This window comes from Kitasatospora sp. NPDC056446, assembly GCF_042796115.1.
GTDB lineage: Bacteria > Actinomycetota > Actinomycetes > Streptomycetales > Streptomycetaceae > Kitasatospora.
On sequence record NZ_JBHTRF010000063.1, the window covers coordinates 23,924 to 36,722 of the forward strand.

Below are 12,799 nucleotides of genomic sequence, written 5' to 3' on the forward strand. Positions count from 1 at the left end.
TACGCGAAAGGGCCGGGACGGAAAGCGCCCGGACGAAGGACAGTACAGAGAGCACCGTGTCTCCTCATCTTCCCCGCGCCGGTTTGGCGACAGGCCGGAGTTGGCACTCGTACCGGACGACGCGGCGCGTGCTTCGGACGCCGGGTCGAACGGGGAGTTGCCGGGGCTTCGTAGGGCCGGTCCCTCCACCCCTCTGGATGATTCGCGAAGAACCATACAAGATTCCCCGGGTCCGCCGCCAAACCTCCCCACTGCGCCCCACCCCGCGCAAGCCCGGGACGGCGAGTTTCTCCTACAAGTCAACATGGTCGCCCGCCCGCGACGTGCCCGAGACAATCCGTCCGCACGGCCCAACCCGCGGACAGAAAGAGTGTGGACACGTGGCGACCACGACCAGAAATCCTTCGACCTCGTCCCAGGGCCGCTTAGCGGCGGCCCCCGTCCTGTACCGGCGGCCCCTGCTCGCCGTCTCCGCCGCGGTGGTCGTGCTGCTGCTCGCCCTGTCGGGGCGGAACGGGTACCACGTCGACGAGCTGTACAACCGGGTGTCCGGCGGACACCTCGCCTGGGGGTACGTCGACCAGCCCCCGCTGGTCTCGGTGATCGCCTGGGTGGAGACCACGCTGTTCGGCGACACCCTGACCGGTCTGCGCGTCCTGCCGGCCCTGATGACCGGCCTGGTGGTGTGGGTGGCGGGCTTCACCGCCCGCGAACTCGGCGGCGAGCGCGGCGGCCAGGTCTTCGCCGCCGCCGCGTCGGCCGCGACGGTCGTCACCCTCAACGCCGGCCACGTGCTGACCACCAACGGCCCGGACCTCCTGGTCTGGGTGACGCTGGGCTGGCTGTTCGTCCGGCTGCTGCGCACCGGCGACACCCGGCTCTGGCTCGCCGTCGGCGCGGTCACCGGCGTGGGCATGCTCGCCAAGAACCTCGTGGTGCTGGTGGTCCTGTCCCTGCTGGTGGGCGTGCTGGCGGTGGGTCCGCGCGCCGTCCTGCGCAGCCGGCACCTGTGGTGGGGCGCCGCGATCGCCACGGTGCTCGCGACCCCGGCGGTGCTGTGGCAGATCACCCACGGCTGGCCGGCCGTGGAGATGAGCGACGCGCTGCAGGTCGCCCTTGGGTCCGACTCCCGGGTCGCCTTCGTCCCGTTCCAGGTGCTGCTGGTCGGCCTGTTCCTCACGCCGGTGTGGGTCGCCGGGCTGGTGGCCCTGCTGCGCCGCCCGGCCTGGCGGGCGTTCCGGCCGGTCGGCGTCGGCTACCTGTTCCTGGTGGTGCTGCTGCTGGCCATCGGCGGGAAGCCGGAGTACACCGGCGGCCTCCCGCTGGTGCTGCTGGCGGCGGGCTCCGTCGCGACGGTGGAGTGGGCGCGGAGCACCTTCCGCCGCTCGCTGGCCGGGACCGCCCTGGTCGGCAACGCGCTGCTGTCGGTCGTGCTGATGCTGCCGGTCCTGCCGATCGCGTGGTACGGGTCGAACCCCGTGCTGAAGGGGCTGGGCGTCTTCCAGCTCGACCAGGCGGGCTGGCCCCGGCTCGCCCAGGAGGTGGCCGCCGTCGACCGGTCGCTGTCCCCGCAGGACCGCGCGCACGCCGTCGTCTACGCCAACCACTACGGCCTGGCGGGCGCCCTGGACCGGTACGGGCCGGAGAACGGGCTGCCGCCCGTCTACAGCGGGCACAACTCCTACGCCGACTTCGGCCGGCCCGCCGACGACACCACCGTGGTCATCGCGGTCGGTGTGAACCGGGAGGAGTTCGGCGCCCACTTCGCGAGCTGCGAGCCCAACGGCAAGTTCGAGACGGACCTGCCGGTCGCCGACCAGAACACCGAGTTCCTGGTCTGCCGCAACCCGCGCGAGCCGTGGCCGCAGCTGTGGCCCAAGCTCAGCTGGATCGGCTTCTCCTGCCCGTACACGGCCGAGGCGATCACCGCGAAGAGCACGAAGGGCTGCTCGCTGACCTGAGCGACGGGCCTCGAACCGCACGGGCCCGGGCGAGGGCCCGGACCGACGACGAGGGCCGCCTCCCCCGCACACCGGTGCGGGAGAGGCGGCCCTCGTCGTCCTTCGGTCAGCGCGGGGTCCCGGCTCCCGCCGCCAGCGTGGGGAAGCGGCGCAGCGCGGGGGTGAGGGTGGTGCCCACCGCGACGACGGCCAGTGCGCCGCACAGGGTCAGCAGGCTGCCGTGGCTGTCCCCACCGGCCATCAGCAGGCCGCCCGCCAGTGGCCCGACCGCGCCGGCGCCGCCGGCGAAGAGTCCGACGATGCCGCTCAGCCGGCCGCGCAGTTCGTCGGGCGCGACGGTGAGCTGGTAGGTCATGACCGTCGTGAACGCGGTGGGGATCAGGAAGGCGATCCCGCCGAGCAGCACGCCGGTCAGCACACCGGTCGGCACCAGGGCCAGCACCAGCGTCAGCCCCGCCGCGACCCAGGGGAACCCGACGATGACCACGGGCGCGGGCAGCGCCGCGTGCAGCCGGCCCGCGACGGCGGCGCCCAGCAGACCGCCGGCGCCGAACCCGGTCATCATCACGCCCACTTCGCCGGGGGCCAGGCCGCCCTCGCCGGACAGCGCCAGCACGATGACGGTCAGGGCGGAGACGAACAACTCGCAGCACATCAGCCAGACCAGGGTCGGCCTGATCACCGGGTGCCCCAGCACCCACCGGAACCCGTCGGCGAGCATGCCCGGCCGCTCGGGCCCGGCGCCCGGCTCCCCGGCACCCGACTCCACGGCACCCGGCTCCACGGCACCCGGCTCCACGGCGGACGCCCGCCCCGGCTCGGCCCGGGGGAGGCGGAGGAAGCCCAGCACCACGCAGGACGCCACGAGCAGGACGACGGCGACCGCGAACGGGGCCATCCGGTCGACGGCGAACAGGAAGCCGGCGCTCGCCGGGCCCAGCAGCGTGGCGATGTACCGGCGGGTGGTGTTGGTCGCCACCGCCTGCGACAGCTGCGACTCGGGCACCACCTGCGGCAGCGCGGCGTGCTCGGCCGGGTCGAAGGCCGCGCCCATCAGCCCCTCCGCCACCGCGACCACGAGCAGGTGCGCCAGCGAGAAGTGCCCCGCGAACAGGGCGAGCGCCAGGCTCGCCATCGCCACCGCCCGGACGCACTGGCAGACCAGCATGACCAGCTTGCGGTCGTAGCGGTCCACCAGGACGCCGGCCGGGACGTTGGCCGCCATGTGCGCCGCCGCGATGACGGCGGCGACGACTCCCATCCGGGCCGCGGAGCCGGTCGCCGCCATCACCGTCAGCGGGAACGCGATCAGGCACAGCTGGCTGACCAGTTCGGACACCAGCTGACTGCCCCACAGCACGTGGTAGTTCCGGTTGCGCGACAGCGGCGGCACGCGACCGGGCGCGACGTCGACCGTCATCCGGCCGACGCCCCGGTGCGGCGGAGCAGCCGGCCGGCGAGCTGGAGCAGCTCGACCCGGCCGGTGTCCGGGTCGCGGACGAACCGGCCCGTGCCCGGCACCCCGCCGCCGCCCGCCGTAACGAACCGCAGGTCGGCGGTGCAGGTCAGCGCGGAGCGCGGCCCGTGCCCGACGGACAGCGTCAGCCCGTCGGGGCCGGCCTCGACCAGGCAGTCCCAGTCGCCGTTGGCGTAGCGCCCGGCGCACTCGGCCGGGCCCGCGACCGGTTCGGCCGGGTCGGACAGCGTCCGCAGCGAGTGGTTCGCCACGTCGAGCCCGGCCGCGCCGAGTTCGGCCAGCAGGTCCTCCCACAGCCCGGCGCCGGTGCTCGCGTTGGTGGTGAGCGCCACCGCCGTCCCGGCGGCCGGGTCGAAGCGCAGGTGGGACCAGGTGCCGTCGCCGCTGCCGTCGTGCCCGTTCCAGTCGTGACTGGTCGGGTCGCCACCGGCCGGGTCGACGACGGCCGGGTCGCCGGCGTCGCGGCCGCCGTCCGGGCCGCGGAAGACGGCCCAGCCGAGCCCCCAGCCGTCGGCGAGGCCGAACGGTCCGACGGCGAGGCCGCCGGTGTGGTCCCGGAGCATCGCGTCGCCGGTCGCGGGGTCGAGCACCCCGGCGCCGGTCGGGTCGTGCAGGCCGGCCAGCCGCACCAGGTCGGCCGCACTGGCCGCCAGCGCCGCGGCGGGGTCGTCGACCGGGGCGAAGGACTGCTCGGGCACCGGGAGCAGGCCGTCCCGCTCCGAGGAGCCCTGGACCACGTGGCCCTGTGCCGTCGGCCGGTCGCCCGGCTGCCCGTTGTACGCCGCCGCGATCCCGAGCGGGCGCAGCAGCATCGACTCCACGGCGGTCCGCCAGTCCGTGCCGGTCAGCACCTCGACCAGGCGGCCGGCCAGCACGTAGCCGACGTCGGAGTAGGAGAACGCGGTGCCCGGTCGGTGCGTCACGGCGCTCTCGTCGCAGTGCCGTTCGATCCAGGCGCGCCGGTCGGCGCTGGGCACCCGCTCGTCTATCGCGGCGACCAGTCCGCCGGTGTGGCCGAGGAGTTGACGCACCGTCACCCGGCCGACCGGGCTCGCGGCGGAGAGTTCGGGCAGGTAGGCGCCGATCGGGGCGTCGAGGTCCAGCCGTCCGTCGGCGGCCAGCAGTCCGACGAGCAGTGCGGTGGCCGGCTTGGTCAGGGAGGCGACCGGGAACGCGGTGTCGGCGGTGACCGGCAGGCCGGAGCCCGCCACCCGCTCCCCCGTCGCGACGACGATCAGCCGGCCCTGGTGGCGGACGGCGAGCTGCGCGCCGGGCACCCGGTGCGCGCGCGCCAGTTCGGCGAGCCGGGCGGCCAGGAACGCGCGGTCGAGGGCCGGGACCGCCGGGTCGGCGGCGTCCTGGTCGTCGGCGTCCGCGTCGGCGGCGAGGGAGTCGGTCACGACACTCGGCGGGGAGTCGAGCGGTGCCACCGGCTCGGGCCCGACCGGCCCGGGCGCGGCCCCGCCGTCGGCGGCCCCGGTCCGGACCGCGACCGCCGCGAGGCGTTCGACGGTCGGGTGCGAGAACAGGTCCTTGGGCACGATGTGCCAGCCGGCCCGCCGGGCGCGGTAGACCACCTGGACGCTCAGCACCGAGTTCCCGCCCAGCTCGAAGAAGTCGCCGGTCACGTCGACCTCGTCGAGCGGGCGGCCGAGTACCTCCGCCCAGATCGCGGCGAGCGCGGCCTCCGTCGCGTCGCGCGGCGCGACCCGCGGCGCGGCGTCGTCGGCCGTCGCGCCCGGGGCGGGCAGCGCCCGCCGGTCGACCTTGCCGCTGGGGGTCAGCGGGAAGGTGTCCACGACCACGAAGAACGCGGGCACCATGTACCCCGGCAGGGACTTCCCGAGGTGCGCCTTCAGCTCCGCGGCGGTGGGCGGTTCGGCGCCGGCCGGCACGGTGTAGGCCACCAGCTGCCGGTCGCCCGGGCGGTCCTCGCGTGCCACCACCACGGCCGAGCCGACCTTCGGGTGGGCCTCCAGCACCGTCTCGATCTCGCCGAGCTCGATCCGGAAGCCGCGGATCTTGACCTGGTCGTCGGCCCGGCCGACGAACTCCAGGACGCCGTCGGCCCGCCACCGGACCACGTCGCCGGTGCGGTACATCCTCCCTCCGGCCGGTCCGAACGGGTCGGCGACGAACCGGCCCGCGGTCAGGCCGGGCCGGCCCGCGTAGCCCCGGGCCACGCCCTCGCCGGCGATGTACAGCTCGCCCGGGACGCCGGGGGGCACCGGCTGGAGGCGGGCGTCGAGCACGTACACCCGGGTGTTGGCGATCGGCCGGCCGATCGGCGGCGCGCCGGTGGTGCCGCGCGCCAGCTCGGCGGCGGTGGACCAGATGGTGGTCTCGGTCGGCCCGTACACGTTCGTCACCGACGGCGATCCGGCGGTCAGGGCCTCGGCCAGTTCGGCGGGCAGCGCCTCGCCGCCGACGAGCACCCGGACCCGGGCGAGCACGTCCGGGACGGCCTCGGCGACGCCGCGCCACAGGCTCGGCGTGGCCTGCACCACCGTGACGTCCTCGGCGTGGACGACCCGGCGCAGTTCCCGCGGGTCGAGCACCAGCTCCTTGTCCGCCAGGACCACGGCCGCGCCGCTGACCAGCGGCACGAACAGCTCCAGGTGCGCGATGTCGAACCCGACGGTGGTCACGGCCAGCAGCCGGTCCCCGGGGGCCATCGCGGTCCGGTCCCGCATGTCCAGCACGAAGTTGCGCAGGTTGCCCCGGGTGACCACGACGCCCTTGGGGGTGCCGGTGGAGCCGGAGGTGTAGAGCAGGTAGGCGGCGTTCTCCGGGCCCACCGGCCCGGCCGGGGCCGGCCTGGTCGCCGGGAGGCCGGCGAGCAGGGCGGCCGTGCCGGGGTCGGTGAGCGAGAGGGACGGCGTGCCCTCCGGCAGGTCGAGGACGGCCGCGTCGCCGGTCAGCGCGAGGACCGGGGCCGCGTCGCGCACCATGAACGCGAGGCGTTCGCGCGGGTGGTCCAGGTCCAGCGGCAGGTAGGCGGCGCCGGTCTTCAGTACCGCCAGCATGGCCACCAGCAGTTCGGGGGTGCGCGGGCAGGCCAGGGCGACGGTCTGCTCGGGGCGCAGGCCCCGGGCCACCAGGTGGTGGGCCAGCCGGTTGGCGCGGGCGTCCAGTTCGGCGTAGCTCAGCACGGTGTCCCGGTGCACCAGCGCGGTGCCGTGCGGGGTGGCCGCGGCCTGCTGTTCGAACAGCTCGACGGTGGTGGCCCGCCCGGTCGGCAGGGCGGTGGCGTTCCACTCCTCCAGCAGGACGGTCCGCTCGGCGGCGGTCAGGACGGGCAGTCCGGCGACCGGGCTCCCGGCGTGGTCGGCGAAGGCGTCCAGCAGGGTCGCCAGGCGTCCGGCGAGCCGCTCCACGGTGCCCGGGTCGAACAGGCGCGGGTCGTAGCCGAGGCGCAGGTGCAGTTCGTCGGTGGTGTAGGCGGTGAGGGTGAGCGCGTAGTTGGTCTCCTCCGCGCCGTCGTTCTCGCGCACCACGAGGCCGTGCCGGGCGCCCGCCTCCCGGTCGTACGGGAAGCTCTCGAAGATGACGAGGCTGTCGAACAGGCCGGAGTCCCCGGGCACGTCGCTCCAGCCGCGGACCTGGGCCAGCGACACGTGCTCGAACTGCCGGGTCTCGACCTGCTCGTCCTGCATCCGGCGCAGCCAGGACACCAGGTCGGGGGCGCCGTCCACGCGGGTCCGCACGGGCAGCGTGTTGATGAACAGGCCGACGATCTCGTCCGCGCCCGCGAGTTCGGCGGGCCGGCCGGAGACCGTCGCGCCGAAGCACACGTCCTGTTCGCCGCTGTGCCGGGCGAGCAGCAGCGCCCACGCGCCCTGGACGACGGTGTTCACCGTCAGCCGGGCGCTCTTGGCGAACTCGTAGAGCCGGCGCGAGCGTTCGGCGGGCAGCCGCAGGTTGACGTCGCGCGAGGAGCGGGAGTCGTGCGCGGCCAGCGGCGCCCGGTCGTACGGCAGCGGGGTGGCCGCCGTGAAGCCCGCCATGGTGCGGCGCCAGTGCGCCTCGGCGGCGGCGTCGTCCTGCTCGGCCAGCCACTGCACGTAGTCCCGGTACGGGCGGCGCGGCTTGGGCGCGGGGGTGGGTGCGCCGCCGAGCGCGGCGTGCTCCTCGAAGACCTGGGCGAGGACGTCGGCGAAGCTCCAGCCGTCCAGCAGCAGGTGGTGCGAGGACCAGATCACCCGGACGCTCGACCCGGACAGCCGGGCGACGGTCAGCCGCATCAGCGGCGCCTCGGCCAGGTCGAGGCGCAGCGCGGGCAGGCCCTCCCACAGCTGCCGCGAGCGGGCCTCCCGGTCCTCCTCGGTCAGGGCGCTCCAGTCCAGGTGCGTCACGGGCATCCGGACGTCCCGGCGGACGATCTGGAGCGGGGTGTCCAGGACGTCGGCGCCGACCACGGCGGTGCGCAGGACCGGGGTGCGGTCCACCACCCGCTGGAAGGCCTCGGCCAGCCGGGCCGGGTCGTCGACCCCGTCGAGCACGGCGGCGAAGTGCGTGAGGTACATATCACCGCTGTCGCCGTCGAGGGAGTGGAACAGCATGCCGCTCTGCATCGGGGTGAGCGGGTAGACGTCCTCGACCGTGCGGCCGTCGCCGGCGATCCGGTCCACGGCCGCCTGGTCCAGGCCGGCGAGCGGGAAGTCCGACGGGGTGCAGCCGCCCGCGCCGGGCAGCGCGCAGTGCTCGACGATCTGCTCCAGCGCGGTGAGGAAGTCCTCGGCGAGCCGGGCGACCGTCTCCTCGCGGTGGACGTTCCCGGAGTACTCCCAGCCGAACTCCAGCACGCCGTCCCGGACCATGCCGGTGACCTCGATCAGGCACTGCCGGGCCTGCTCGGGGCTCCGGTCGGGCACCGGGTTGTCGCACCAGCCCCGGAACAGCCCGTCCTCGTCGCCGGTCCCCGCGTCGAAGCGGCCGTGGTAGTTGAACCCGACCTGGCACTGGCGGCCCTGCCCCAGTCCGCCGGCCCCGCCGAGGTAGCGCAGGGCGCCGTAGCCCAGGCCGCGGGACGGCACGGCGCGCAGCTGCTCCTTGACGCTCTTGAGGGTGGCGCCCCAGTCCCCGCCCTCGGGCAGCTCCAGCGCCACCGGGAACACGGTGGTGAACCAGCCGACGGTGCGGGTGAGGTCGACGTCGGCGAACAGGTCCTCGCGTCCGTGGCCCTCCAGTTCGACCGGCACGGTGCCGCCGGCCCAGTCGTGCAGCACCCGGGCGAGGGCGCTCAGCAGCACGTCGTTGACCTGCGTCCGGTACGCCTCGGGGACCCGGCGCAGCAGCGCGTCGGTGCGGTCGGCGCTCAGCCGCCGGGTGAGGGTGCGCGCGGAGCCGGCGGTGTTGCGGCCCCGGAGGTCCACCGGCAGCGGGGCGGCGTCGGCGGTGGCCCGCTCGACCCGGGTCCAGTGGTCCAGTTCGGCGTCGAACCCGCCGGCCGCCGCCAGGCCGGTGAGGCGGTGCGACCAGTCCCGGAACGAGGTGGACTTGGCGCCCAGGTCCGTCTTCCGGCCGAGCGCCGCCTGGCGGTGCGCGGTCTCCAGGTCGGCGAGGATGACCCGCCAGGAGACCGCGTCGACGACGTAGTGGTGGGCGGCGACGAACAGCCGGGGGGCCAGGCCGCCGCCGAGGGTGAACAGCACGCCCCTGAAGAGCGGGCCGGTGCGGACGTCGAAGCCGGTCTGCGCCGCGGTGATCGCCGCGCGCACCGCCTCGTCCCGGGCGGCCGGGTCGAGCGCGGTCAGGTCCACGGTCTCCAGGAGGCCGGTGTCGGCCGGGCCGTCGGTGACGGCGTCGTTGCGCTGGCGCCAGGCGCCGCCGACCCGCTCGGCGCGGATGCGCAGGATGTCGTGGTGGTGGAGCACGGCGGCGAAGGCGGTGCGCAGCGCGTCGGCGTCGACCGCGGCGTCCAGTTCGAGGTACAGCGACTGGTTGAAGTGGCCCGGCGCGTCGGGGAACTCCTCGAAGTACCAGTGCTGGACGGGCGTCAGCGGCACCGGGCCGACCACCGGGCCCTGCTCGGCGTCGGGCGCGGCCACCTCGGTGACCTCGCCGGCCAGTTCGGCGATGGTCTGGCGCAGGAACATCTGCCGGGTGGTCAGCCGCAGGTTGGAGCGCCGGGCGAGCGACACCACCTGGAGGCTGAGGATCGAGTCGCCGCCGAGGTTGAAGAAGTTGTCCTCGACGCCGATCCGGTCGGGTTCGACGCCCAGGACCTTCGCCCAGACGTCGACCAGCGCGGCCTCCACCGGGGTGCGCGGCGCGACCCGGCGGGACGGGTCGGCCTCGGGTTCGGCGACCACGGGCAGGGCCCGCCGGTCCAGGGTGCCGTTCGGGGTCATCGGCAGCGCGTCGAGCACGGCGATCGCCGAGGGCACGGCCTGGCTCGGCAGGTTGGCGGCGAGGAAGGCGCGGAGCGCGGCGGGGTCGGGCGCCTCGGTGCCGGCCGGGACCACGTAGGCGAACAGCCGGGTGTGGCCGGAGTCGGCCCGGCGCGCGACCGCCGCGGCGGTGGCCACCAGGGGGTGGCGGGTCAGCGCGGTCTCGACCTCGCCGAGTTCGACCCGGAAGCCGCGGATCTTGACCTGGTCGTCGACCCGGCCGAGGTACTCCAGGTTGCCGTCGCCGCGCCAGCGCACCACGTCGCCGGTGCGGTAGAACCGGCCGGTGCCGGGGCCGAGGACGTCGAAGGGGAACCGCTCGGCGCTCAACTCGGGCCGGTTCCAGTACCCCTGGGCGATGCCGCCGCCGCCGATGAACAGCTCGCCGGGCACCCCGGTCGGCACCGGGCGGCCCAGGTCGTCCACCACGTAGACGCTGGTGTTGACCATCGGCTTGCCGATCGGGACGAACGCCGAGGGCTCGACCGGGTCGTCGCCGAGCGCGAACACGGTGGCGTCGATCGTCGTCTCGGTGGCGCCGTACGCGTTGACGGCCAGTGTGTCGGGGCCGATGTGTTCGAGCAGGTTGGCGGCGTCCTCCGCGAGCCAGCCCTCGGCGCCCAGGGAGAGCAGCCGCACCGACTCCAGGCCGCCGCCGCCGCGCCAGGCCAGCTCGGTGCTGATGGCCCGGGCCAGGGACGGGGTGGTGGCCAGGATCTCCGGCCGGACCTCGGCGATCAGATCGGCCAGGGTGGGCGGGTCGGTCACCACCTCGGCCGGGCAGACCACCATCTCGCCGCCGAAGAGCGCGGAGAACAGGAAGTCGCCGAGGAACAGGTCGACGCCGAAGCTGGCCACGCACAGGGCCCGGCCGCGGATCTCGTCCAGCCGGTAGCGGGCGTTCCAGGAGCGCAGGATGTGGTGCACGTTGCGGTGGCTGATCTGCACGCCCTTGGGCTTGCCGGTGGTGCCCGAGGTGTAGATCACGTAGACCAGGTCGTCCACGGTGCCGCCGGTCGGCGGCGGCCCGTCCGGCAGGGCGTCGATCAGCGGCCGGTCGCGGTCGAGGAGGATGACGGTCGCGTCGTGTCCGGCGACCCGGTCCGCCACCGAGGTCTGGGTGACCACCACGGGTGCGGCGGCGTCCTCCAGCATCATGCTGAGCCGCTGCGCCGGGTAGTCCGGGTCGAGCGGGACGAACGCGGCGCCGGACTTCATCACGCCGAGCAGCGCGACCATCGCGTCCACGCCGCGCTCGACGCACACGCCGACCAGGGTGCCCGGGCCCGCGCCCAGGCCGCTGAGGTGGCGGGCCAGCCGGTCGGCCCGGGCCTTCAGGGCGGCGAAGGTCAGCCGCTCGTCGGCGCAGCTGACCGCGACCGCGTCGGGGCGCAGCGCGGCCTGCTCGTCGAACAGCTCGTGCACGCTCCGGGAGGGGCCGAACTCGACCACGGGGCCGTTCCACTCGGTGGTCAGCCGGTGCAGTTCGGGCGCGGTGAGCATGGGCAGGTCCCGCATCGGCGCGTCCGGCCGGGCGGCGACGCCGTCGAGCAGGGTCACCAGGTGCCCGCTCATCCGCTCGATCGTGGCCGGGTCGAACAGGTCGGTGCTGTACTCGATGGAGCCGGTGAGCCCGCCGTCGTGCTCGAAGAAGTCGAGGGACACGTCGAACTTGGCCACGTGCAGCGGCGGGTCGACCTCGGTGACCCGCAGGCCGGGCAGGTCGGTGTCGGCCTGCTGCGCGTTCTGGAGGTTGACCATCACCTGCACCAGGGGCGGCCGGCTGGGGTCGCGTTCCGGCCGCAGGGTGTCGACCAGCCGCTGGAACGGGATCTCGTCGTTGGCGAAGGCGTCGAGCACGGTGGAGCGGACGTCGCCGAGGAAGTCGGTGAAGGAGCGTTCCTCGTCGACCTGGGAGCGCAGCACCACGGTGTTGCTGAAGTAGCCGATGACGTGTTCCAGTTCGACCCGGCCGCGGCCCGCGGCGACCGAACCGACGGCGATGTCCCGCTGTCCCGAGTACCGGGCGAACAGCAGCTGGCTCGCGGCGACCAGGGTCATGAACAGGGTGGCGCCGGTGCGGGCGCCGAGTTCGCCCAGGCGCCGGGTCAGCGCCTCGGGCAGGACGATCTCGTGGATCGCGCCCGCGGTGCCCAGGACCGGGGGGCGCGGGCGGTCGGACGGCAGTTCCACCGGGGGCAGCGCGGCCAGGTGGCGGCGCCAGTAGTCGGTCTGCCCGGCCGCCTCGGGCCCGGCCAGCCGCTCCTGCTGCCAGACCGCGAAGTCGGCGAACTGCACCGGCAGGTCCGGCAGCGCGAGGTCCTCGCCGCGCACCCGCGCCGCGTACCGGGCGCCGACCTCCTCGACCAGGATGCCGATGGACCAGCCGTCGCCGACGATGTGGTGCAGGCCCAGCACGAGGACGTGCTCGTCCGCCGCGAGCCGGACCAGGGTCACCCGGAACAGCGGGCCGCGGCGCAGGTCGAACGGGGTCGCCCCCTCGCGCTCCAGGCAGCGGTCGAGCCCGGCGGCGCGCTCGGCCTCCGGCAGGTCGGACAGGTCCAGCAGTTCGACCGGGACGCGGGCGGGCTCGTGCACCACCTGGATGCCGCGGCCCTCGACCTCGCCGATGGTGGTGCGCAGCGCCTCGTGCCGCGCGACCACCCCGTCGAGGGCCGCGCGCAGCGCCTCGACGTCCAGCTCGCCGGTCAGCCGCAGCACCCGGGGGGCGTTGTACTCGACGCTGTCGGGGTTCAGTTCGGCGAGGAACCACAGGCCCTGCTGGCCCGCCGACAGCGGCAGCGCGCCGTCCCGGGGCGCCGGGGTGATCGGGCGGTCCTGGGCGACGGGCTCGGCGGCGCCGGCGAGTTGGCGCAGCACGAGTTCGCGCAGGTGGTCGGGGAGCGCGGACAACCGGTCCTTCGCGGCGGGGGGCAGTTCCATGCTGTTCTCTCTCCGTTTCAGAAGGG

3 protein-coding genes and 1 riboswitch are annotated in these 12,799 nt (G+C 75.0%); of the genes, 1 reads left to right on the top strand and 2 read right to left on the bottom strand.

Going from position 1 to position 12,799, the window contains the following annotated elements; translation table 11 throughout:
- Positions 1-61: 61 nt before the first annotated feature.
- Positions 62-204: riboswitch (SAM riboswitch) on the bottom strand.
- 176 nt (positions 205-380) lie between these two features.
- Positions 381-1,961: a glycosyltransferase family 39 protein gene (locus ACFQ6N_RS30090; RefSeq protein WP_380655726.1), complete on the top strand. Its 1,581-nt coding sequence runs from the start codon at positions 381-383 to the stop codon at positions 1,959-1,961.
- Positions 1,962-2,067: 106 nt separating this feature from the next.
- Here the strand turns inward: ACFQ6N_RS30090 and ACFQ6N_RS30095 are convergent, their stop codons facing one another.
- A complete protein-coding gene (locus ACFQ6N_RS30095) occupies positions 2,068-3,381 on the bottom strand; it encodes an MFS transporter (protein ID WP_380655728.1) in 1,314 nt (437 codons plus the stop codon).
- Entirely contained in the window at positions 3,378-12,773 is a 9,396-nt protein-coding gene (locus ACFQ6N_RS30100) for an amino acid adenylation domain-containing protein (RefSeq protein WP_380655730.1), read from the bottom strand. Before ACFQ6N_RS30100 ends, ACFQ6N_RS30095 begins: the two co-directional genes overlap by 4 nt.
- Between the last annotated feature and the right edge of the window lie 26 nt (positions 12,774-12,799).

Bases quoted from the DNA above. Each gene is read 5' to 3' on its own strand.
- ACFQ6N_RS30095 (WP_380655728.1), bottom strand. From the start codon at position 3,381: ATGACGGTCGACGTCGCGCCCGGTCGCGTGCCGCCGCTGTCGCGCAAC.
- ACFQ6N_RS30100 (WP_380655730.1), bottom strand. From the start codon at position 12,773: ATGGAACTGCCCCCCGCCGCGAAGGACCGGTTGTCCGCGCTCCCCGAC.